Here is a 24,113-nt window from a genome sequence, read left to right as displayed (position 1 = left end):
TAAACCTGTAATAAAGTATCTATATAATATTTTTTATGTAATAGACAAGTGTTTATATGGGTATTTTAAGGAGGCAAAATCATGGTTAGAAGTATGACAGGGTTTGGTAGAGCCACTAGTGAAGAAGGTAAAGAAAGAATAATTTCACTAGAAATGAAAAGTGTAAATCATAGATATCTGGATATGAATATAAGAATGCCTAAGTCTTTTATAGCATTAGAAGACAAAATAAGAAGAGTAGTAAATGAAAAATTAAATAGAGGTAAAGTAGATATTTTCATAAATTATAAAAATTATGGTCATAATCAAGCAGAAGTTAAATTAAATACAATGCTTGCTGATAGTTATGTTAAATGTTTATCGGAGCTTGAAGAAAGGTATTCAGATATTAAAAATGATATTAGTTTGTCATTAATCTCACGATACCCAGAAATTATAACATTAGAAGAAAAAGAAGATGATTTAGATGAAATATGGCTTGAAGTTAAAGAGCTTCTAGAAAAAGCATTAATAATGATGGTAGATATGAGAATGGTAGAAGGTGAAAAACTTTCAGAGGATATAGCTAAGAAATGTATTTTAATAGAGGATTGGGTAAATCAAATAGATTCTAAATCAGATGTTGTTGTTGAAAACTATAGGGTTAAGCTTAAAGATAGAGTAGAAGAACTTTTAGGTGATTTACAGGTGGATGAAGCGAGAATTGCTATGGAAGTAGCAGTATTTGCAGATAAAGCTACTATAGATGAAGAAATTACTAGACTTAGAAGTCATATAATACAACTTAGAAATACTTTGGCTTTAAATGAGCCAATAGGAAGAAAGCTTGATTTCATAGTTCAAGAAATAAATAGAGAAGCTAATACTATAGCGTCTAAGTCAACAGATATAGAAATAACTAATTTAGTTATAAATATAAAAAACATGATTGAAAAAATCAGAGAACAAATTCAAAATATAGAATAATAGGAGGAACAAAATGGGCATTAAGTTAATAAACATTGGTTTTGGTAACATAGTTTCCGCAAATAGACTTGTTGCAATAGTTAGTCCAGAATCTGCACCAATTAAAAGAATAATTCAAGAGGCTAGAGACAGAGGGATGTTAATAGATGCAACCTATGGTAGAAGAACAAGAGCTGTTATAATTACAGATTCAGATCATGTTATATTATCAGCAGTCCAACCAGAAACAGTAGCACATAGATTATCTACAAAAGATGAAGTTGTAGAAGAGGTTGAAGAATAATGCATATGAGGAACAAAGGCATTTTAATGGTAATATCAGGTCCTTCAGGCGCAGGCAAAGGAACTATATGTAAAGCCTTACTTGAAAAAAATGAGGATATATTTTTATCTGTATCAGCAACAACAAGAAATCCTAGGGATGGAGAAGTTGACGGTGTAAATTATCATTTTCTTAAGAAGGAAGATTTTTTAAGTAGAATAGATGCAGGTGATTTTTTAGAATATGCAGAAGTGTATGGTAATTATTATGGTACACCAAAGTCAAGCGTTGAAAAAATGCTTAATGAAGGTAAAAATGTTATATTGGAAATAGATATACAAGGTGCACTTGAAGTTAAAGAAAAGTTTGAAGGTGGGGTATTTATATTTATACTTCCTCCATCTATGGAAGAGTTAAAACAAAGAATAATTAAAAGAGGCAGTGAGACGCCTGAAAGTTTGATGACAAGATTCAAATCAGCATATCAAGAAATAAATTATGTATCAAAATATAATTATGCTGTAGTTAATGATACAGTAGAAGAGGCTACTGAAAAAATAGAAGCCATAATTATGGCTGAAAGATGCAGAGTAGACAGAATAAAAGAAAATATACTAGATTCTAAGGAGGGTTTTATTCATGAACAACTCTATGATTAATCCATCAATAGTTGACTTATTACAAAAGGTAGATAACAGATATTCACTTGTTATAGTAACATCAAAAAGAGCAAGACAAATAATAGATGGGTCAGATACTTTTGTAAAAGTTAATTCAAATAAACCACTAACAATAGCTATAAATGAAGTTAATGAAGATGTGGTAAAATATGAACAACTAAAAGAAGGTATAAAGTAAAATGGAACAAAAATGTGTTGTAGTTGGAGTAAGTGGTGGAATAGCTGTTTATAAAGCACTTGATGTTATAAGCCGTCTAAGAAAGCAGGATGTTGATGTGAGAGTTATAATGACTAAATCAGCAACAGAATTTGTTACTCCATTATCATTTCAAGCTTTAAGTCACAATATGGTTGTAACAGACATGTTTGATGAACCAAAAGCATGGGAAATCCAGCATATATCATTAGCTAAAAGAGCAGATTTAATGCTTATAGTACCAGCTACAGCTAATATAATTGGTAAGGTAGCAAATGGAATAGCTGATGATATGTTATCTACAACTATTATGGCTACAAAGGCCCCAGTTGTCTTTGCACCAGCAATGAATACAAATATGTATGGAAATCAAATAGTGCAAGATAATATGAAAAAATTAAAAGAATATGGCTATAAATTCATAGAACCAGCTGCAGGAATACTTGCTTGTGGTGATGAAGGAATGGGTAAACTTCAAGATACTGAAATAATAGTAGAAAAAGTATTATCAATGTTACATGAACCTAAAGACCTTCTAGGAAAGAGAGTTTTAATAACAGCAGGACCTACAATTGCAAATCTTGATCCAGTTAGATTTATTACAAATAGATCCACAGGGAAGATGGGGTACGCTATTGCGGAAGAAGCTAGAGATAGAGGTGCAGAAGTTACTTTAGTTTCAGGTCCTACTAATATAAAATCTCCTCAAGATGTCAAATTTATTAGTGTGAACACTAATGAAGAAATGCTTAAGGTTGTTTTAGATAATTTTGATTCACAAGATATAGTAATAAAATCAGCTGCAGTTGCTGACTATAAACCTAAGGTTTACAGTGAAAATAAAATAAAAAAGTTAGAAAATAATCTTTCTGTAGAGTTTGTAAAAGATACTGACATTTTAAAAACTTTAGGTGAAAGAAAGAAAAATCAAATTTTAGTTGGTTTTGCAGCAGAGAGTAATGATCTTTTGCAAAATGCTAAAGGTAAGCTAGAAAGAAAAAATTTAGATTTTATAGTTGCTAATGATATATGTTCTAAAGAAACAGGCTTTGGTACTCAAGATAATAAGGTTTCAATTTTATCAAGAACTGGAGAAGTTATTCATTTAGAAAAAATGACAAAAAGATTAGTAGCAAAAACCATATTTGACATTATAAAAGGGCGCAAATAGCGCTTTTTTATTTTATAAAGGGTGATTTTCATGGCAGAATATGCAGGAATTATAATAAATAATGATTCAGTACAGGTTGATAAACCTTTTACATATAAGATTAAAGAGGAATTTAAATCAAACATTAGTTTAGGACATAGGGTAAAGGTTCCTTTTGGAAAAGGAAATAGGCAAGTAGAAGGCTTTGTTATAGAACTATATGATAGTTTGAATAAAAGCAATGATTTTAGAATGAAGTCTATAAGTTCATTAATAGATAATGAACCGATCTTAACAGATAATGATTTGAAGCTTATATTATTTATGAGAAAGAGATATTTATGTAAATATATAGATGCAATTAGAGTTATGATACCACCTGGAATTATGAGAGGTGGAAGAGAAAAGACTAAAAGTTCTGTTTTCTTTGTTTTAAAGGATAAAGGATTACTTAGAGAAAATTATTCAAAAGCCCTGGATATTATAGAAAAGAATAGTGGGCTTTATACAAAAACAGAATTAAATAAATTTTATAATATATCAATGTATACTATAAATAAGCTTCAGGAAAAAGGATTTGTTGAAATTAAGGATGTTCAGGTCCAAAGGGTGGATAATAGAGTTTTCGAGAATTATGAAAAGAGAATTTTAAATGAAGAACAAACCTTGGCTTTAAACAAAATAGTTAATTCTCAGTATAGGGTGTTCTTATTAAAAGGAGTTACTGGAAGTGGTAAAACTGAAATTTATATGAATCTAGTAGAGAAAACTATAAAAAATAATAAGAGTGCTTTGATTTTAGTTCCTGAAATAGCTCTAACACCTCAGATGATAGAAAGGTTTAAAGGAAGATTTGGTCCTGATGTAGCTGTTTTTCATAGTAGATTATCAGATGGAGAGCGGTTTGATGAATGGTTTAGAGTAAAAGAAGGAAGAGTTAAGTTAGTTATAGGTGCAAGATCAGCAATATTTTTACCGTTTAAGGATTTGGGACTTATAGTTATCGATGAAGAGCATGAAGCAACATATAAGTCTGAAATGAGTCCAAGGTATAATACAAAAGAAATAGCAGAATACAAGAGTATATTAAATTCTTGTAAGGTAATACTAGGCTCAGCAACACCTAGTGTTGAGAGTTATTATAGAGCTTTAAACGAAGAAATAGAACTTGTGGAAATAAAGAAAAGAGCAAATGCTAAAGCGATGCCTGATATGCATATTGTAGATATGCGTGAGGAATTAAGAGTGCAAAATAAGTCTATGTTTAGTAGACTATTATATAGTAAAATAGATGATAGATTAAAAAAAGGCGAACAGATAATTTTATTTTTAAATAGAAGAGGTTTTTCAAGCTTTGTATCTTGTCGTAAATGTGGTTTTGTTTTTAAATGCAAGCATTGCGATGTGGCCATGACTTATCATAATAATGGGTTTTTAACTTGTCATTATTGTGGAGTTTCTGAAAAAATTAGGAAAACATGCCCTAGTTGTGGTAGTATATATGTAAAACATTTTGGAACTGGAACAGAGAAAGTAGAAAATGAAATAAAAAGGCTTTTTAGTAATGCAAGAGTATTAAGAATGGATGTAGATACCACGCGAAGTAAAAATTCCTTTGAAAAAATATATAATGATTTTAAAAATAAACAGGCTGATATTTTAATAGGTACACAAATGATATCAAAAGGTTTGGATTTTGAAAATGTAAGTTTAGTTGGGGTTATAGCGGCTGACATGAGTATTAATATGCCTGACTATAAGGCTTCAGAGAGAAGTTTTCAACTTATAACCCAAGTTTCAGGAAGAGCTGGAAGAGGGGAAATAGGTGGTGATGTTATAATTCAAACATATAATCCAGAAAACTATACATTAAATTATATAAAAAATAATGATTATGAAGGATTTTTAAGGGAAGAATTACCTCTTAGAAAGGCTATGAATTATCCACCATTTTCAAAATTATTACTTATAGGAATAAGTTCTAAATTTGAAAATGAGCTTATAGATTTTGCAAAAAAATTAGGTAGTGAACTTAGTAGCCTTTTAGAAGACTACGGAAATTTAGAAATTTTAGGACCTTGTCCATGTGCTATTCAGAAGATTAAGGAAATGTATAGGTGGCAGATATTAATAAAAGGTGAAGTAAATGAAATTATTGCTAATATTATTAAGGAAAGGGTTTATGATTTTTCAAAGGATGTTTATAATAATATTAGAATAATATTAGATGTTAATCCCAATAGTTTGATATAAGGAGGATAAGAGTATGGCTTTAAGAACTATAAGAAGATACGGAGACGATTTATTAAGAAAGAAAAGTAGGGTAGTAGATGATATAAATGATAGAATAAGAGTTTTGATAAAAGATATGATTGAAACTATGTATGAATATAGTGGTGTTGGTCTTGCTGCACCACAGGTTGGAATTTTAAAAAGAATATTTGTTGTTGATATTTTAGATGGAAATGGAGTTAGGGTATTTATTAATCCTGAAATAATAGAAAAAAGTGGTTCTAATAGAGCTACTGAAGGTTGTTTAAGTATTCCAGGAACTCAAGATGAGGTTGAAAGACCTACAAAAATAAAGGTTAAGGCTTTAAATGAAAATGGAGAAGAGTTTGTTTTAGAAGCGGAAGACTTTTTAGCGAGAGCAATTTGTCATGAAAATGATCATTTAGATGGAATTTTGTTTGTAGACCATGTTAAGTAATCACAAAGGAGGCTTATTTTATGAAAATAGTATTTATGGGTACACCAGATTTTGCTGTACCATCACTTAAAAAACTTATAGATGAGTTTGATGTTGTAGCAGTTTTTACCCAACCTGACAGACCTAAAGGTAGAGGTAAGAAGCTTGCAATGTCAGCAGTAAAAGAGGTTGCTGTAGAGAATAATATTCCTGTTTATCAACCTGTAAAACTTAGGAATGAATCAGAAATAATAGAAGAGCTTAAGGCTATGAAACCAGATTTTATAATAGTAGTAGCTTTTGGACAAATTTTATCTAAAGAAGTTTTAGATATACCTAAATACGGGTGTATAAATTTGCATGCATCATTGCTTCCTAAATATAGAGGAGCAGCTCCTATAAATTGGAGTATTATAAATGGCGAAAAGTTTTCTGGAAACACTACTATGCTAATGGATGTAGGATTAGATACAGGAGATATGCTACTTAAAAATCAAGTAGAAATAACTGAAAATTTAACAGCAGGTGAATTACATGATAAACTTATGGTAAGTGGTGCAGATCTTTTAGTGGAAACAATAAAAGGAATTAAGAATGAAACAATTAAACCTATAAAACAAAATGAAGAAGAAACTTGTTATGCATCTATGCTTAATAAGGAGTTAGCAAAAATAAATTGGAATAAGTCAGCTAGAGATATTCATAATTTAGTTAGAGGACTAAATCCTTGGCCTATAGCTTATACTTATTATAATGAAATACCAATGAAACTTCATAAGACTAAAGCAATTTCAAGAATTAGTAACAAAAAGCCAGGAACTATACTTAGTGTAGATAAAAATGGTATAGAAGTTTCAACAGGAGATGGAATTTTATTAATAGAAAAATTACAATTTCCAAATTCTAAACCATTATTTGTAGAACAATTTATAAATGGAAATGGATTAGAAGTTGGAGTAGTACTTGGTAATTAAGGAGGTTGTTTTATGTATTGGTTATTGCTTTTACCAGCAATTATAATATCTTTTTGGGCTCAAATTAAGGTTTCAACTACATTTGATAAATATAAACAGGTGGGAAGCTTTAATGGGTTTAGTGGAGCTGAGGTAGCTAGAATGATACTTGATTATAATGGGCTTCATGATATACCAGTTGAATTAGTGGCTGGAACTCTTAGTGATCATTATGATCCAAGTAATAGAGTATTAAGACTTTCAGAAGAAGTTTATTATGGTAAATCAGTGGCATCAATAGGAGTAGCAGCTCATGAAACAGGGCATGCAATGCAGCACAAAGAATCTTATGGTCCAATGGGATTAAGATCTGCCATAGTTCCAATTGCTAATTTTGGATCAGGAGCTTCATGGTTAATTTTAATTTTAGGATTATTTATGGGAATGAGAAGTTTGGTTTTTTTAGGAATTATACTATTCTCATTTGTGGTACTTTTTCAAATAGTAACGTTGCCAGTTGAATTTAATGCATCAAGTAGGGCACTACGAACATTAGAGGATAGAGGAATACTTCAAGGCGAGGAAATTAAGGGAGCTAAAAAAGTGTTAGATGCTGCAGCAATGACATATGTGGCGGCAACTATAATGGCAGTAGTTAACTTAATTAGATTAATAATGATTAGTCAAAATAGAGACTAGAAATAAGAGGTAAGGATGAAAGCAAGGAAAATTATAGTAAAAATCTTAGATAATATATTTAATAATAGGGCTTATTCTAATATAGAGTTAAATAAATATCTAAATAGTGAAGAGATTGATTCAAAAGACAGAGCTTTAATTACAGAAGTAGTATATGGTACAATAAAATATAAAAGTACCATAGATACTATATTATCTAATTATGTTAAGGATATAGCATTAATTGATGTGGCTGTTATTAATATATTAAGAAGTGCCATATATCAAATGAGATTTTTAGATAGAGTTCCGGATTATGCAGTGGTAAATGATTCTGTTAATCTATCTAAAGAAGTATCACAAAATTCTTCAAGATTTGTCAATGGTGTTCTTAGAAATTATATAAGAAATGAAAAGAAAAATTATAAAGAAGGATTTGCAAAACTAGAAAGCATATGTTTTGATTATTCTTTTGATAAATGGATGGTAAAGTTATTTATACTTCAATATGGTGAAGAACTTGCATTAGAAATACTAAAAGGATTAAATTATAGACCTAATATTACTGTTAGAGTTAATAGTAACAAATCTGATTATGATGAAGTTTTTGAAAAGCTAGAAGAAGAAGGATATGATGTAGAAGAAGGTAGTATTTCACCAGATGCTATAAAGATAAATAAGGGAAGTACTATCGAAAAGAATCCATTATTTATATCTGGTGATATTACAGTTCAGGACGAAAGTGCTATGATGGTTGCACCTTTATTTAACTTTGATTCAAATGATATTGTTATGGATCTTTGCAGTGCACCAGGAGGAAAAACAACTCACATAGCAGAGCTTTTACAAAATGAAGGTGAAGTTTTAGCGTTTGATGTTCATGAACATAAGTTAAAACTTATAGAAGAACATAAGGAAAGACTACATCTTGAAAATATAAAAACTGATATTATGGATGCAACCAAATTAAATGCTAAATATATAAATTATGCAACTAAAGTATTAATAGATGTACCTTGTTCTGGAATAGGTATAATAAGAAAGAAACCTGAGATTAAATGGACTAAGAATGCTAGGGAATTAAGAGATTTAGTTCAAATCCAAAGGAATATAATGGAAAATGCTTGGGAATATTTAAGAGTTGGTGGAGAATTGATATACTCTACATGCACACTTAACAAAAAGGAAAATGAAGAAAATATAGATTGGTTTTTAGATAAACATAATGATGCAGTAATAGAAAAAGTGTTTATAGGAAATTCAAAAAACATAATAAACAATGAGAATGGTTCTGTAACAATATTACCAAATGAATATATGGATGGCTTTTTTATAGCAAAACTTAAAAAAAGGTAGTAGGTGATACGGTGGAAAATATACTAAACTTTAATTTGCAAGAATTACAAGCTTGGATGAAAGAAAATAAAGAGGGAGCATTTAGGGCAAAGCAAGTTTTTGATTGGCTTTATAAGGATATAAATAGCTTTGATGATATGAAAAATGTTCCAAAAACGTTAATAGAAAAACTGAAGACTAATTTTTATATAGGGCTTCCGGAAATTGTTGAGGTTTTTGAATCTAAAGAAGATGATACAAAGAAGATGTTACTTGCTTTAAAAGATGGCAACTTAATAGAAACTGTTCTTATGAAATATAAGCATGGAAATTCTATATGTGTATCTTCACAAGTTGGTTGCAGAATGGGATGTAAGTTTTGTGCTTCAACTATAGATGGTAGAATAAGAGATCTTACAGCAGGAGAAATTTTAGCTCAGGTTATTTTAGGTCAAAAAGTTTTAAATGACAGAATATCGAATATAGTTCTTATGGGTAGTGGGGAACCGTTTGATAATTATGAAAATGTGATAAAGTTTTTAAGTCTTGTTAATGCTGATTATGGACTTAATATAGGGCAAAGACATATAACACTATCAACTTGTGGTATAGTTCCTAAAATTTATGAATTAGCAGATTTAGATACTCAAATAACATTAGCTATTTCACTGCATTCAGTAACAGATGAAAAAAGAAAGCAAATAATGCCTATAGCAAATAAATATTCTATAGATGAAATATTAAAAGCTTGTAGATATTTTATAGAGAAAACAAAAAGACGAGTTACCTTTGAATATTCATTAGTTAAGGGTGTTAATGATGGTTCTGAGGATGCCAAAGCATTAGGAAAGCTTTTAAAGGGTATGTTATGTCATGTTAATTTAATTCCCGTAAATGAAATAAAGGAAAATGAATTTAGAAGACCTTCAAAAAGTGATATAGATAGGTTTGCGGAAATTCTAAAAGGTTATGGTGTAGAGGCAACAGTAAGACGTGAAATGGGAACAGATATTAATGCTGCTTGTGGGCAGCTTAGAAGAAGTTATTTAAAGGAAAATAACCGATAGGGGGAGGAATATGATAGGTCACATTACTGATATAGGTAATTATAGAAGCATTAATGAGGATTATGTTAATAGTTATATATGTGATGAATTTAGTATATTTGTAGTTGCAGATGGTATGGGTGGACATAATGCAGGAGAAATTGCTAGCAAAATGGCAGTAGAAGGCATAATAGATTTTGTAAAGCTAAATTACAATAATTATGATAAAGAAAAGCTTCTTACAGATGCGATAGTTGATATAAATTATAAAATTTTTAAGTATTCATTAGATAATGAAGCTCTACAAGGAATGGGTACTACAATTATAGCAGCTATAAAATTTAATAATAAAATACAAATAGCCAATGTAGGAGATAGTTCTTGTTTTGCTATTAGTAAAGATACTATAGTAAAAGTAACAAAGGATCATTCTCTAGTACAAGAGCTTTTGGATTGTGGATCAATTACAGAGGAGCAAGCTAGAGTTCATCCAAGAAAGAATATAATAACTAGAGCTGTAGGAACAAATGTTAAAATAGATGTTGATATTTATAATATAGAAAATAATCAATATGAATATTTTATATTGTGTACAGATGGACTTACCAATGATGTTACGAAAACGGAAATATTAAATTTCATAAAAAATAGCAGTAACCTTCAAGTAGTTTGTGAAAATTTAGTTACGCAAGCTAAAAGTGTAGGAGGTAAGGATAATATTACAGTTTTAATTTTTAAAGGAGAGTTTTAAATGATAGGTAACATATTAGGTGATAGATACGAGATAATTGAAAAAATAGGGGAAGGTGGCATGTCTCATGTATATAAAGCTAAGTGTAATAAGCTTAAAAGATATGTTGCTGTTAAAATTTTAAAGGATACATTTAAAGATAATGAAGAAATAGTTGAAAAGTTTAAGAGAGAGGCTACTGCTATTGCTAATCTTTCTGATGCAAATATAGTTAATGTATTAGATGTAGGGACTCAAGATAGTATGCACTATATAGTTATGGAATATGTTAAAGGTAAAACTTTAAAAGATATAATAAAAGAACAGGGGAGATTATCTTCAGATGTAGCCATAAGTATAGCTATTAAAATTGCAAGGGCATTAGATTGTGCACATAAAAATAATATAATTCATAGAGATATTAAACCCCAAAATATCCTTGTAACACCAGAAGGGGCAGTTAAAGTAACTGATTTTGGGATAGCTAAATCAGCAGATTCATCAACTATATCTTATACGAATAGTGTTATGGGATCAGCCCATTATTTTTCACCAGAACAAGCTAAAGGTACTTTTTTAGACTGTAGAACAGATATATATTCGTTAGGAGCAGTTATTTATGAAATGGTAACAGGAAAGCTTCCATTTGAAGCTGAATCACCTGTAGCCATAGCGTTAAAGCATATACAAGAACCTTTAGTAGCTCCTAAGGTTTTAAATAGTTCAATTCCAAATAGTCTTAATTATTTAATAATAAAGGCAATGGAAAAAGAGCCTATTAAAAGATATCAAACAGCTAAAGAGATAATAGTTGATTTAGAAAAAGTAAAAAATGACCCAAATGTAGTATTAATGAGTAATAATTCTGAAGCAGATGATTTTACTAGAGTAATGGCACCTGTAAATGTAGAAGATGAAAACTCAATTAATAAAGGTCAAAAATCTAAAAAAGATGAAGACTTAGAAGACGAATATGATGATGAAGAGGATTATGAAGATGAAGAGGATGATGATAAAAAGTCGTCTAGAAAAAATCTAAAAAAGAAAATATTATATCCATTAATTTTTATATTATTATTAGGATTAGGTGGGTTAAGTGCATATTTCTTTAGTAAGGGCTCTGGGGATAGTAATAAGGAAAAAATAGTTCCTAATATTATCGGTATGAAGGATGCAGATGCACGTGATGCAGTAGAGAAAGCTGGGCTTAGATATTACATAGCTGGTTCAGTTAAGAGTGATAAACCAGAAGGAACTGTTGTTGAGTGCACTCCAAATCAGGGAGAAAAGGCAACTACAGAAGTTAGAGTTAAGTTAAGTGCGGCTGAAGAAAAGATAAGCGTTCCTGATTTAAGTAAAATGGATCAAAATGCAGCAAAAGCTAAACTTTCAGAACTTGGTCTTGAGTTAGGTGATGTTAAAGAAGAAGACAGTGATTCTGTTCAAAAAGGAGCTGTAATGTCTCAAGATCCAGCAAGGGATACTAAGGTAGATAAAAATACTAAGGTTAATATAGTTATAAGTAAAGGTAAAAAACAAGTTACTGTAACAGTACCATCTGTTACAGGACTTACTAAAGATCAGGCAAAAGCAAAGCTAGATCAGTTAAAGCTTGGAGTTGAATTTATAAAGGGAGATAGGAAAACTCCTGATAAAGATTCATCAGGTAAGGTATATGCTCAGAATCCGGATGGAGGTCTTACAACAATAGAAGGGCAATCTGTTAAGGTTACTTATTATGATGATTTTGTAGAAGAAAAGAAGTTTTTTGATGTGTCAGGATTGATAGGTAAATCAAAAAATGATGTAGAAGCTTGGAGAAATGGTAAAAAAGTAAATGTCCAATATAGTGGAGAAGATGTTATAGGCGCTACTGTTAGTGCTATAGCTCCAAGTACTTCTGTTGAAGAAGGAGGAACTATTAAAGTTACTTTAGTTGCTCCTAATAAACCTAAACAATAATATTTATAAGAGTTCTATATAAAACCAATTAAAGAGTTTTAGTATAGAGCTCTTTTAATTTTAAGATAATATTTATAGAATATAAAGTTAAAATAAATTTGCAATTTATAATAAAATCTGGTTATTATAAATATATAACTAAAAATTATTTGGAGGAAATATGAAGGGAATTATAATTAAAGGTATAGGTGGCTTTTATTATGTAAAAACAGAACAAGGAATAATAGAATGTAAAGCTAGAGGAAAGTTTAGACATAAGGATATGAAGCCTATGGTAGGTGATAATGTAATTATATCCATAGAAAAAAATAAGGGAGCCATAGAAGATATTTTAGATAGGTCTTCAGAGCTTATAAGGCCGACAGTAGCTAATATATCTCAAGCCTTTGTAGTATTTGCAATTAAAAATCCAGATTTGAATTTTGATTTGTTAAATAGATTTTTAGTACTTTGTGAACATAATGAAATACATGCAACAGTTTGCTTAAATAAAGTAGACCTTTGTACAGAGGAAGAGAGAGAAGAGATAAAGAATAAGATAAATTCTATAGGATATGAAGTTTTATTTATAAATGCAAAGGCAGGAAAAGGGTTAGATATTCTAAAAGAAAGATTTAAAAATAATGTTACAGTGCTTTGTGGACCATCTGGAGCTGGAAAATCTACACTTTTAAATGCACTTATAGAAAAAGAACATATGGAAACTGGGTCAGTGAGTGAAAAGATTGGAAGAGGAAAACATACTACAAGGCATAGTGAACTTATAGAAATAGAAGGTGGATTTTTAGTAGATACACCTGGATTTTCAACATTAGAAGTAGACTTTATAGAAAAAGATGATTTAAAATATGCTTTTCCGGAATTTATAGAGTATAATAATGAATGTAGGTTTAGAGGTTGTAGTCATTATAAAGAACCTAATTGTAAAGTTAAAGAAGCTGTAGAAGAGGGAAAAATAAACGTAAAAAGATATGAATTTTATGTTAGAACCTTAGAGGAAATAATGAGTAGGAGGACAAACAAATGGTAAAAATAGCACCATCTATGCTGTCAGCAGATTTTTTGAATTTAGGAGATCAAATTAAAAGAGTTGAAAAGGGAGGGGCAGATTTTCTACACATAGATGTAATGGATGGAAGATTTGTTCCTAATATAAGTTTTGGATTTCCACTAATAAAACCGCTTAGAAAGATAACCAATTTGATTTTTGATGTTCATTTAATGATAGAAGAACCATCAAAATATATTGATGAGTTTGTAGCTTCAGGTGCAGATATAATAACAGTTCACTATGAAGCTGATAGACATATACATAGAACTATATCATATATTAAAAGTAAAGGGATAAAAGCTGGAGTTTCATTAAATCCAGGTACACCGGTTTCTGTACTTAAAGATATTATAGAAGAACTAGATATGGTTCTTATAATGTCTGTTAATCCTGGTTTTGGAGGTCAAAGTTTTATAAAAAATTCTTTAGAGAAAATAAAAGAAGTTAAAGAACTGGCTATAAGAAAAAGTAACAAAGATATTTTAATACAAGTTGATGGCGGAATAGATTCTAGTAATGCAAAATTAGTAACAGAAGCTGGTGCAAATGTTTTAGTGGCGGGTTCAGCTGTATTTAAAAATGATGAAATAGAAAAAAATATAAAGGCTATTAGAGAGGTAATTTAAAATGAAATGCCTTATAGTAACAGGTGGCACTGAGCCAAAGGAAATGCTTTTTAAAGAAGAAGTAGCAAAAGCAGAGCTTTTAATAGCGGCAGATAAGGGTGTTGAAACTTATTTTAAGTATAATGTAAGACCTGATTTTCTATTAGGTGATTTGGATTCAGCTATTAGTGTTAGTAAAGAATTTTTGGATTCTATTAAAATTATAAAGTTTAATCCAGAAAAAGATTTTACAGATACGGAATTAGCAGTAGAAAAAGCTATAGAATTGGGAGCTACAGAAATTGTTTTATTAGGGGCAACAGGAACTAGATTGGATCATGTTATTGGTAACTTAGGCATATTAAATAGGTGTTTAAGCAAAAATGTACGAGCAATAATTAAAGATGATAATAATAAGATTTTTGTAGTTAATAAAGGTTGCAATTTATTTGGAGAGAAAGGCCAATTTATTTCTTTTCAAGCACTAGGAGAGGAAGTTAAGGGTTTTAGTATAAAAGGCGCTAAATATCCTTTAGATTCTTATAATTTAAGTTTTGGAGACCCTAGAACTATTTCGAATGAATTTTTAGATTCATCAATACATATTGACTTTAAAACAGGTAAGATTTTAGTTATTTATTCTAGGGATTAATAGGAACATTTTAAGAAGCTTCGGCATATAATAAATAAGAGTAATATTGTATAGAGGGTATTTATGAAATTTGTTGCTATAAAACTACCTAAATTTCTTTCCTGTATTCTTAGAGTTTTTGTTAAAAAGGAAAAGAAATAACATTCTCTACATAAGAGAAAATAATAAAAATTTTTTGTTAAGAAAATTAATAGAAAAAGAGGAAAATAAAGAAGTAGTTTTCAAGTCTTTGAAAACTACTTCTTTATTTTTAATTCAACGCTAAAGATTAAACTAAATAGTATATAATAAGGGTTAATTAAATTACTATTTAAATAAAAATTATTAGATATAGAAAACTTTTATGTAATATAGTTTATCAAAAAATATATATAAGAGCTTGTATAAAAAAAAAACTCCAATCAAATTATGATTGGAGTTCTAATTTCCTTTAAAAAAGAAAACGCAATTGTAAAACAACTGCATTTTTATCAAAGTTATTATATAGCTCTTTGAACCTTACCTGATCTTAAGCATCTTGTGCATACGTGAACAGTTTTTGGAGTTCCGCTAACGATAGCTTTAACTTTCTTTATGTTTGGAGCCCAAGTTCTTTTTGAGTGTATAACAGAGTGGCTGACTTGATTACCAGCAACAACACCCTTGTTACAGATTTCGCATCTTCTTGACATTAAATACACCTCCTTATGCTGTGAAGATAAATCTTCAATAGGACAGATAATATTTTATCATAATAACTATATAATATGCAAGAGAAATATAAAATTAATATAGAAAAATATATAACTATTGATATATATGCCTTGAATAATATTCCTATATAATATAGAATAGACTATATGGAAAGTTTCAAGGAGGAATCATTATGATAGGATATTCAAATGAACAAGGAAATGTTACTTACTCAGATGAAGTTTTAGCAAAGATAGTAGGTCTTTCAACAATGGAATGTTATGGCGTAGTTGGAATGGTTTCTAAAACTGCAACTGAAGGCTTTTGGGAACTTATTAGAGTTGAAAATCTAAGTAAGGGTGTAAAAATAAATTTTAATGAAAATAAACTTATCATAGAATTATTTGTTATGGTTGAATATGGAACAAAGATATCAGTAATAGCAAATAATATAATTCAAAAAGTAAGATATAATGTAGAAAACTATACAGGACTAAAGGTGTCAGCTATTACCGTTAATGTTCAAGCTGTGAGAGTCTAGGAGGTAAAATTAATGAACTATTCAAAAATAAATGGCGAAAACTTTTATTACATGGTAATAAATGCATCAAATAGATTAGAGGAACAAAGTGACTATGTAAATGCATTGAATGTTTTTCCTGTACCAGACGGGGATACAGGAACTAATATGTCAATGACATTTAAAGCAGCTGTTAAAGAAATAGAAGGTATTAATAGCACCAACATAGGAGAAGTATCTAAAAAATTAGCAAAAGGCGCTTTAATGGGTGCAAGAGGGAACTCAGGAGTTATACTTTCTCAAATATTAAGAGGTATATCAAAAGGCCTTGAAAACAAGGAAAGTGTTTCTTCAAAGGAGTTATCAGAAGCCTTACAAGAAGGAAGTAAAGCAGCTTATAAAGCGGTAATGAGACCTACAGAAGGAACAATACTTACGATTATAAGAGCAGCAGGAGAAGCAGCTGTTAAATCAAATAAAACAGATATTACAGAACTTATGAATGAGGTTTGTATTCAAAGCAAAAAAATGCTTGATAAAACACCAGAAATGTTACCAGCTTTAAAAAAGGCAAAGGTTGTAGATTCAGGTGGTATGGGTCTTTTAATAATACTTCAAGGTATGCATGAAGCATTAAAGAGTGACTTAAAGGCAAGTATACAAAATGTATCTGTTAAAGCACCAGGTGCAGGTAATGTTTCAGCAGCAAATAATTTAAATGATCACGATATAAAATTTGGTTATTGTACAGAGTTTATTATTCTTGGTGATGCCAAAAATGCTAATAAATTTAAAGAAGAAATAGAGTCTATGGGTGATTCTATGATAGTAGTTGGTTATGAGGATGTTATAAAAGTACATATTCATACCAATGATCCAGGTAAGGTTCTTTCAAAGGCTGTTATGCTTGGAGAATTATCTAAAATAAAAATAGATAATATGAGAGAAGAACATAGAGAACTTTTAACTAAAGAAGATTATAAAAAGGCTGAGCTAGAAAATACAATAGAAGCTCCAGTTGTAGCTGAAAGTAAAAAATATGCATTTATATCAGTTGCAATGGGAAGTGGAATAAAGAATATATTTGAAGATTTGGGTGTGGATTTCGTTATAGAAGGCGGTCAAACTATGAACCCAAGTACACAAGATATTCTAGAATGTATAGATAAGTTAAATGCTGAGCATATATTTGTACTACCAAATAATAAGAATATAATTATGGCAGCAACACAAGCAGCTGAAATCTCAGATAAAGATATAAGAGTGATACCTACTAAGACTATACCACAAGGAATAACTTGTTTAACCATGTTTAATCCAGAAGCAGAAGTAGAAGAAAATGTAGAGGAATTAAACTCAAATATAGAGATGGTTAAAACTGGTTCAGTAACTTATGCTGTAAGGGATACTGAAATGGACGGAATAGAAATAAAAGAAGGTAATATTTTAGGTCTTATAGAAGGAAAGATTAAAGAAGTAGGATCAGATGTGTATGATTTAACAGAAAGTTTACTTGAAAAAATGGTAGACGAAGATTCTGAGCTTATAACTTTATTCTATGGTAAAGACTGTGAAGAAAATAAGGTAAATGAGTTTTTATCTAAAATTGAAGAAAAATATAAAGATTTAGATGTTCAATGCTATAAGGGTGAACAACCATTATATTATTTCATATTATCAGTTGAATAATATTTGAATAAAGATTATTATAAAAAGCGACATTGTCGCTTTTTTCTTTACCTAATAATATGTAGGGAGGTGCAAAAATGAATATTTATAGTGAAATCTCTGTTTTAAAGGGGGTAGGCCCAAAACTTAAGGAAAAACTAAATAAAAGTGGAATTTTTACGATTTTAGATTTGCTTTTGTATTTTCCAAGAGATTATGACTTTATTAATGGAGATATAGATATAAAAGATATAAAAGAAGATGAAAAGATTATTTTAAGATGTAAAGCTATAGCTGTAGAGAAAGATGTTAGGACTAGAACTTCCAAAACTATCTCAACTATTGTTTTTAATTATGGAAATGTTAAGGTTAAAGCTAAATGGTTTAATCAGTTTTACATAAAGAATAATTTTAGAATTGGAATGGAATATAATTTAATTGGTAAATATAAGAGGGTTAGAGATACTTTGGAAGTTGTAAATCCAATTATAGGGTGTAATGAAGCATATGAAAATGAAATTATACCAAAATATTCACTTAAAAATGATTTAACAGCAAATATTTTAGTTAAACTTATTCATCTAATATTACAAAATATCATTATACAAGAGAATCTACCTGAAGGTTTAATACGTAAATATAATTTGCTTTCACTAGATGAAGCTATAAGAACTATACATTTTCCGAAAGATAAGGAAACTTTAAAGAGAGCAATAGAAAGACTAAAATTTCAAGAATTATTTACTTATTCTATTAAGCTTTTAATTATAAAAAAACATCTTAAAAATTCGAAAAATGGTATAGCATTTAATATTTGTGAAGAACTTAAAGCTTTAAAGGAATGTCTCCCTTATAATTTAACTAATGCCCAATCAAGGGTGGTTAGAGAGATACTTATAGATCAGAAAAGGAATTCACCTATGAATAGACTTGTTCAAGGTGATGTTGGTAGTGGAAAGACAGTAGTTGCTTTGATTGCTATGTTTAATGCTTATATGAATGGTTATCAAGTAGCTATGATGGTTCCTACTGAGATTTTAGCTACTCAACACTATTTAGAGGCGAGAAAGCTTTTAGATGGGTTTAATGTGGATATAGAACTTTTGACAGGGAGTACTTCTAATAAAGAAAAATGTAGAATAAAAGAAAAAATAAAAATGGGTGAAAAAATCATAGTAATAGGAACTCATGCTCTTATACAAGAAGATGTAAAGTTTGAAAATTTAGGATTTATAGTTACAGATGAACAACATAGATTTGGGGTTGAACAAAGAAGCAAACTTATAAATAAGAGTAAGGAAACAGATTGTTTAGTTATGACAGCAACTCCTATACCAAGAACATTAGCTCTTTATCTTTATAGTGATTTAGATGTATCTATTATAGATGAGTTGCCACCAGGGCGTAAGAAAGTAGAAACTATGTTTTATGATGTGAATAAGAGACAAAATTGTTATAGTCTTGCGAGAGAGGAGGTTTTAAAAGGAAGGCAAGTATATATAGTATCTCCTTTAATAGAAGAAAATAATGAAATGAAATTAAAATCGGTAGAAGAGCTTTATGAAGAATTAAAAAGAGGTGTATTTAGTGATATTAATATAGAAATGCTTCATGGGAAAATGTCACCTAAAGAAAAGGATGAAGTTATAACTAAATTTAAAAATGATGAGACTAAGGTTATAATTTCTACAACTGTTATTGAAGTTGGAGTAAATGTTCCAAACGCTAGTATTATGATAATTGAAAATGCAGAGAGATTTGGACTTGCGCAGCTTCATCAACTGAGAGGAAGAGTTGGTAGAGGACAGTACCAATCTTACTGCTTACTTATTGCGAATGCTAAAAATGAAGTCACTAAAAGAAGAATGGAAATAATGACGGAAAGTAATGATGGTTTTTATATTTCAGAACAAGATCTTAAAATAAGAGGTTCTGGAGATATGTTTGGTATGAGACAAAGTGGAGATGCTGGTTTTATATTAGCTGATGTAGTAGAAGATATGAATATTTTGAGGTGCGCAAGTGAGGATGCAAAAAAGGTTATAAATAGCAATGAAAGAGAAGATGTTGTACTTTGTAATGAAATAATGAAAAATATAGAAAGAAGTAGTACGTATATTTGTTTTAACTAACAAATAATTGTGTACCTATGATGAATATGATAAAATAATATCTAAAGACATAAGAGGAGGCATATAAAAATGAGAATAATTTCAGGCAAAGCAAAAGGAAGAAAAATATTATCGCCAGCAACTAATGAAACAAGACCAACATTAGATAGAATAAAAGAATCAATATTTAATATTATACAAGGTTATATTATAGATTCAGTAGTTATAGATGTGTTTGCAGGTACAGGTAGCTTAGGATTAGAAGCAGCTAGTAGAGGAGCTAAAGAAGTATACTTAATAGATAAAAGTCCAGTAACTTATCCTTTATTAAAACAAAATATTGAAAATCTTAAATTTGAAGATGTTTGTACATCCGTAAATACTGATGCATATTCAGCTTTAAGAAGTTTTGCAAGTAAAGGAGTAGTATTTGATTTAATATTTATAGATCCACCATATATGAAGGATTTAATACCAGAAGCTATGGAGATTGTAGATAAAAATAAGATGCTACATGAAGATGGGATAATTGTTTGTAAAATAGATACAAGTGAAGAAATATTTGAGGGTACAGAAAATATAAAATTGGTCGATAAAAGAAAATATGGAAATACAACAGTTTGTTTTTATAAGGTAGAGGAGAAATAAAATGAAAGTAGGAATATATCCAGGAAGCTTTGATCCTATAACTAATGGTCATTTAGATATTATAAAAAGAGGGGCTAAAGTTTTTGATGAACTTATAGTTGGAGTTTTAGTTAATGTGGATAAAAAGGGATTGTTAGAAATTGAAGAAAGAGTAGAACTTATAAAAAAAGTAACAAAAGATATTCCTAATGTAAGAGTTCAAAGTTTTACTGGTTTACTGGTAGACTGTATGAAGGAAACCAAGGCTAGTGTTATTTTAAAAGGATTAAGAGCAGTTTCGGACTTTGAATATGAATTTCAAATGGCTCTTATGAATAATAAATTAGATCCAGAGGTTGAAACTGTTTTTATGATGACTAGTGCTGAATATTCATATTTGAGTTCTTCCGCAGTCAAGCAAGTGGCTAAATTTGGTGGCTGTATTGAAGGTTTAGTACCAGATGAAGTTATTCCTATAGTTATAAATAAAATAAAAGCTAAATAAGGGGGGTATGGATATGGCTGAAAATAATGTAGATATAATAGAACTTTTAGAATATTTACAAGATATTGTAGATGGGGCTTCTAAAGTTCCTATTACAGGTAAGGTTGTAGTTGATAAAAAGGAAGTTCTTGAAATTATAGAACAAGTGATAAACTGTCTTCCGGATGAATTCAAAAAAGCAAAGTGGATGATTGGAGAAAAAGAAAGAATTTTGGGTGAGGCTAGAAAAGAATATGAAGATTTAAGAAAGCAAACATCTGAATTTATGAAGAAACAAGTAGAAAACCATGATGTTGTAAAAGAAGCTAAGTTTATAGCCCAAGAAATAGTAGCTACAGCTCAAAGAGATGCTAAGGCTATTAGGCTTGGTGCTAGAGAATATGCAGATGAAATTTTAACTCAGCTAGAAAATGAAATCGAAGAAAAAACTGAGGAAATGGTAAATGTAATAAAAACTAATGTAGAGACTGTAGCTGTTAGCCTAAACAATGATATGACTAAAACAGCCTCTACTATAAGAGAAAATATAAAAGAATTAAGAACGTCTATAAAATAACTTAAAAAGTACAAGTAATATTATTGTTAATATTAAAAATAACATTAACGGGCTTAAGAATAATGCTTGAACAGGGCCAAAATGACTAGTTTCAACAGTAGCCAAGCTATTACCGATTAGTAGGTATAATATAGCGGTTATAAAAATGCTTATTATTCCTTGTAATAACTTGTACATAAAATATTTAGTGGTAGATATATTTAGATTTTGGAAAAAAGAGCTTGTTTGGGCTATTACAGAAAGACCACCAAAGGAAGATAAAAAGCTTATTATGCATAGTTTTGTTAAAGTATTTAGGTTAGGGCTTGAAGCTATTAAGTTACAGCCATTTGTAACCTCTATACTGCCAAGAAAAAGTCCTGAGATTAGTGAACTTTTAATATTATGTGTATTAAGAATGCTTGAAATAGGATTCGTTTTCAATATGTTTATAATAACCGAAAAAATTATAACATATCCAGCTATAAGTAAAGTTGTATTTAAGGCATCTTGTATAGAGTCCTTGATGGCTTCACCTATATTTAATTTTTTAGATGTAATATTGGTATCTAAATTTATATTGTTAGTTTTAAGAGGGGTTTTAAACTTCTCTTTTTTTAATGTTATGAAACCCATAAAAAATATACTAAGATAACTTGTGAAAAGCAATAAATAACCTAAATATGTATTAGAAAGTAGAGCTGTTCCTACTGCGCCTACTAAAAATAAAGGTCCTATATTACTAGCTATATTTATAAGTCTTTTAAATTCTTCTAGTGTTATTAGTTTGTTTTTATAAAGCCAAGTTGAATATTTAGCACCTAATGGATAACCACATAGCATACTAGCGACAATTGCAAAGCTACAATTATAATTAAGTTTAAGAGGTTTACAAATTATTGGGCCTAGAATTTTAGAATAAATTTTTATTCCGTCAAAAGCTATTAATAGATTACACATAACCATAAAAGGAAAAGTTGTAGGTAGTATTGCGATAACGAAAAGTTTGGCACCATCTAATGCATATTTTATACTAGCGTTTGGGGCTATAAAAAAGTATAGAATAAAAATACTTATTATAAAAACTATAAATAAGTTTGAATTTTTATGGATAAGCTTAGCTAAAATTAGAGAACTAATTATAAATAAAACACTAAAAAATAAAATACTATACATGAAATCTCCTCCTTCATATATAGTATTTATGCTTTGTATTATTAAATTATGTTATTTAATAATTATAGGACTTTTTAAATAATCCTCATAAAGTCTAATGTTAGAAACTAGTAAACTGTATAGATTTGTTGCTTTTATATCTAAAGAAAGCATTGGATCGTCAATAATTTTAGGAAGTTTGGTTATTATTTTAATATCTGAATTTTTCTTTATTGTCTTTAAGATTTTAGCGCCATTAGGATTAAAGCCAAGAACTCGTATATAATTTGGAGCTTTATTTCTTAAGGTTAAAGTATTTGAGTCAATATCTAAAAATAAACTACACAAAATCCTAGAAATTCTAGAGTAAGTATATCGTTTGCTCTTAACATTTAAAATAAATTCATCAATGTTAGAACTTTTTTTTAATTCGTTTATTATTTTATAACTTAATCCATCCTTTGCCTCTGGAATATTATGAACTAAATTTTCTGAAGAGATTATCTTATATTTAATATAAGAAAAGTATTTGTCATATGAGGCAAATGAATACTTATTTTCTAAGAAAGTATTTAAAATTTCATAAGATGAATCCGGTACATAAGGTTTTATTAAACTTAAATCTTGGTTCTGTTGTAAACTTTTCCTTATAGCGGAAGCAGAAGCATATAAATTATCTAAGTTTTCACTATTATAATTACTTCCTTCTCTCTTTATTGTATAGGCGTTTATATTGCTGTTTAGCCTATGTAGAGCTTTCATGTATTCTATTCCTAAAATATTATTAGAAGAGCTTAAAAAAGCATATAAATTATCATCTGACAAACAGTTATTATGTTCTTTTAAAATTGCTTTTAAGGCTTCAGCTCTTGCTTTAGGAAATGGAAGGCCTGAGTGTAATTTTTCTTTTAAATCTTTTCTAAAATTGAATGGTTCATCTACTAAAATTCTAGCTGTTTCTTTAATCAAAGATAATTCTCCTGCCTCAGATCCAAAACATAAATTGTCTATAATGTTAAGAGAATTTAGAGTAGATACAGCTCCAAATGCAAAAAATTCAGCTGATGATATAGCGTGAATTGTAGGAAGTTCTAGAACTAAATCTATACCGTTCTTTAAAGCCATATCAGTTCTGGTCCATTTATCAAGTAGGGCCGGCATACCTCTTTGTACGAAATTTCCACTCATCACACAAACGGTAAAATCGGAAGAGGAAATTTGCTTACTATTACTTAAATGGTAACTATGCCCTAGGTGAAATGGGTTATATTCTGTTATTAATCCTGTAACTTTCATATTATTACCACCTGTAAAAATTTTTAGTATCTTAATAATAATAACTTAAAGCTCTCAAATAATAAATAC

General features: G+C 29.4%; 26 protein-coding genes. 23 read left to right on the top strand and 3 right to left on the bottom strand.

The features are described from left to right. Positions 1–81 precede the first annotated feature (81 nt). The 17 genes from BUB01_RS10490 (at position 82) to spoVM (ending at position 15,096) form a co-directional block, all read left to right on the top strand. Positions 82–966 carry a YicC/YloC family endoribonuclease gene (locus tag BUB01_RS10490; RefSeq protein ID WP_072987010.1) on the top strand — a complete coding sequence of 295 codons (885 nt, stop codon included), beginning with the start codon at positions 82–84 and terminating at the stop codon, positions 964–966. Positions 967–979: 13 nt separating this feature from the next. Next, positions 980–1,249: an extracellular matrix/biofilm regulator RemA gene (gene remA / locus BUB01_RS10485; RefSeq protein WP_072987007.1), complete on the top strand. Its 270-nt coding sequence runs from the start codon at positions 980–982 to the stop codon at positions 1,247–1,249. Continuing rightward, positions 1,249–1,887: a guanylate kinase gene (gene gmk / locus BUB01_RS10480; protein WP_072987004.1), complete on the top strand. Its 639-nt coding sequence runs from the start codon at positions 1,249–1,251 to the stop codon at positions 1,885–1,887. Before remA ends, gmk begins: the two co-directional genes overlap by 1 nt. Continuing rightward, positions 1,868–2,086, top strand: a complete 219-nt coding sequence (rpoZ, locus tag BUB01_RS10475) for a DNA-directed RNA polymerase subunit omega (protein ID WP_072987001.1) — start codon at positions 1,868–1,870, stop codon at positions 2,084–2,086. Before gmk ends, rpoZ begins: the two co-directional genes overlap by 20 nt. 1 nt (position 2,087) lies before the next feature. Beyond that, the gene (gene coaBC / locus BUB01_RS10470; protein WP_072986998.1) at positions 2,088–3,275 is read left to right on the top strand and encodes a bifunctional phosphopantothenoylcysteine decarboxylase/phosphopantothenate--cysteine ligase CoaBC; all 1,188 of its coding nucleotides are present in this window, start codon (positions 2,088–2,090) and stop codon (positions 3,273–3,275) included. A 30-nt stretch (positions 3,276–3,305) separates the two neighbouring features. Further along, positions 3,306–5,507: a primosomal protein N' gene (priA, locus tag BUB01_RS10465; RefSeq protein ID WP_072986995.1), complete on the top strand. Its 2,202-nt coding sequence runs from the start codon at positions 3,306–3,308 to the stop codon at positions 5,505–5,507. 13 nt (positions 5,508–5,520) lie between these two features. Then, positions 5,521–5,964 (top strand): peptide deformylase, encoded by a 444-nt coding sequence (gene def, locus BUB01_RS10460; protein WP_072986992.1) that lies wholly within the window; start codon positions 5,521–5,523, stop codon positions 5,962–5,964. Between the two features lie 20 nt (positions 5,965–5,984). Continuing rightward, positions 5,985–6,917: a methionyl-tRNA formyltransferase gene (gene fmt, locus BUB01_RS10455; RefSeq protein ID WP_072986989.1), complete on the top strand. Its 933-nt coding sequence runs from the start codon at positions 5,985–5,987 to the stop codon at positions 6,915–6,917. Positions 6,918–6,929: 12 nt separating this feature from the next. Next, positions 6,930–7,595, top strand: coding sequence for a zinc metallopeptidase (locus tag BUB01_RS10450; RefSeq protein WP_072986986.1), 666 nt, complete (start codon positions 6,930–6,932; stop codon positions 7,593–7,595). A 15-nt stretch (positions 7,596–7,610) separates the two neighbouring features. After that, the gene (gene rsmB / locus BUB01_RS10445) at positions 7,611–8,930 is read left to right on the top strand and encodes a 16S rRNA (cytosine(967)-C(5))-methyltransferase RsmB (protein WP_072986983.1); all 1,320 of its coding nucleotides are present in this window, start codon (positions 7,611–7,613) and stop codon (positions 8,928–8,930) included. Positions 8,931–8,941: 11 nt separating this feature from the next. After that, entirely contained in the window at positions 8,942–9,976 is a 1,035-nt protein-coding gene (gene rlmN / locus BUB01_RS10440; RefSeq protein WP_072986980.1) for a dual-specificity RNA methyltransferase RlmN, read from the top strand. Positions 9,977–9,986: 10 nt separating this feature from the next. After that, positions 9,987–10,706, top strand: coding sequence for a Stp1/IreP family PP2C-type Ser/Thr phosphatase (locus tag BUB01_RS10435; RefSeq protein ID WP_072986977.1), 720 nt, complete (start codon positions 9,987–9,989; stop codon positions 10,704–10,706). Then, entirely contained in the window at positions 10,707–12,647 is a 1,941-nt protein-coding gene (gene pknB / locus BUB01_RS10430; protein WP_072986973.1) for a Stk1 family PASTA domain-containing Ser/Thr kinase, read from the top strand. Positions 12,648–12,807: 160 nt separating this feature from the next. Then, positions 12,808–13,677, top strand: a complete 870-nt coding sequence (rsgA, locus tag BUB01_RS10425) for a ribosome small subunit-dependent GTPase A (protein ID WP_072986970.1) — start codon at positions 12,808–12,810, stop codon at positions 13,675–13,677. Further along, positions 13,671–14,324: a ribulose-phosphate 3-epimerase gene (gene rpe, locus BUB01_RS10420; protein WP_072986967.1), complete on the top strand. Its 654-nt coding sequence runs from the start codon at positions 13,671–13,673 to the stop codon at positions 14,322–14,324. Before rsgA ends, rpe begins: the two co-directional genes overlap by 7 nt. A 1-nt stretch (position 14,325) precedes the next feature. Continuing rightward, positions 14,326–14,955 carry a thiamine diphosphokinase gene (locus tag BUB01_RS10415; protein ID WP_072986965.1) on the top strand — a complete coding sequence of 210 codons (630 nt, stop codon included), beginning with the start codon at positions 14,326–14,328 and terminating at the stop codon, positions 14,953–14,955. A gap of 63 nt (positions 14,956–15,018) precedes the next feature. Beyond that, complete coding sequence (spoVM, locus tag BUB01_RS23965) at positions 15,019–15,096, top strand: stage V sporulation protein SpoVM (RefSeq protein ID WP_143152489.1); 78 nt, start codon at positions 15,019–15,021, stop codon at positions 15,094–15,096. A gap of 338 nt (positions 15,097–15,434) precedes the next feature. Here the strand turns inward: spoVM and rpmB are convergent, their stop codons facing one another. Then, entirely contained in the window at positions 15,435–15,626 is a 192-nt protein-coding gene (gene rpmB, locus BUB01_RS10410; RefSeq protein ID WP_072986962.1) for a 50S ribosomal protein L28, read from the bottom strand. A gap of 194 nt (positions 15,627–15,820) precedes the next feature. Here rpmB and BUB01_RS10405 point away from each other — a divergent pair, with 194 nt between their 5' ends. From BUB01_RS10405 to BUB01_RS10380, 6 genes are all read left to right on the top strand, one after another. After that, on the top strand, positions 15,821–16,168 hold the full coding sequence (locus tag BUB01_RS10405) for an Asp23/Gls24 family envelope stress response protein (protein ID WP_072986959.1): 348 nt from the start codon (positions 15,821–15,823) through the stop codon (positions 16,166–16,168). Between the two features lie 12 nt (positions 16,169–16,180). Continuing rightward, entirely contained in the window at positions 16,181–17,836 is a 1,656-nt protein-coding gene (locus BUB01_RS10400; protein WP_072986956.1) for a DAK2 domain-containing protein, read from the top strand. A gap of 77 nt (positions 17,837–17,913) precedes the next feature. Next, positions 17,914–19,947, top strand: a complete 2,034-nt coding sequence (recG, locus tag BUB01_RS10395) for an ATP-dependent DNA helicase RecG (protein ID WP_072986950.1) — start codon at positions 17,914–17,916, stop codon at positions 19,945–19,947. A gap of 69 nt (positions 19,948–20,016) precedes the next feature. Further along, a complete protein-coding gene (rsmD, locus tag BUB01_RS10390) occupies positions 20,017–20,574 on the top strand; it encodes a 16S rRNA (guanine(966)-N(2))-methyltransferase RsmD (RefSeq protein ID WP_072986948.1) in 558 nt (185 codons plus the stop codon). A 1-nt stretch (position 20,575) separates the two neighbouring features. After that, positions 20,576–21,058: a pantetheine-phosphate adenylyltransferase gene (coaD, locus tag BUB01_RS10385; protein ID WP_072986946.1), complete on the top strand. Its 483-nt coding sequence runs from the start codon at positions 20,576–20,578 to the stop codon at positions 21,056–21,058. A 13-nt stretch (positions 21,059–21,071) separates the two neighbouring features. Next, positions 21,072–21,614, top strand: coding sequence for an ATPase (locus tag BUB01_RS10380; RefSeq protein WP_072986944.1), 543 nt, complete (start codon positions 21,072–21,074; stop codon positions 21,612–21,614). Here BUB01_RS10380 and ylbJ read toward each other — a convergent pair. Beyond that, a complete protein-coding gene (gene ylbJ, locus BUB01_RS10375) occupies positions 21,594–22,769 on the bottom strand; it encodes a sporulation integral membrane protein YlbJ (protein WP_072986941.1) in 1,176 nt (391 codons plus the stop codon). The two genes, BUB01_RS10380 and ylbJ, sit on opposite strands and share 21 nt — an antisense overlap. A gap of 51 nt (positions 22,770–22,820) precedes the next feature. Beyond that, positions 22,821–24,044 carry a nucleotidyltransferase gene (locus BUB01_RS10370; protein ID WP_072986938.1) on the bottom strand — a complete coding sequence of 408 codons (1,224 nt, stop codon included), beginning with the start codon at positions 24,042–24,044 and terminating at the stop codon, positions 22,821–22,823. Positions 24,045–24,113: the final 69 nt, after the last annotated feature.

The sequence above is a fragment of the Clostridium cavendishii DSM 21758 genome (genome assembly GCF_900141845.1).
Taxonomy (GTDB): Bacteria; Bacillota; Clostridia; order Clostridiales; family Clostridiaceae; genus Clostridium_AG; species Clostridium_AG cavendishii.
Note: the sequence above shows the minus strand (reverse complement) of the source record. Positions and strands in the feature narration are given on the sequence as shown.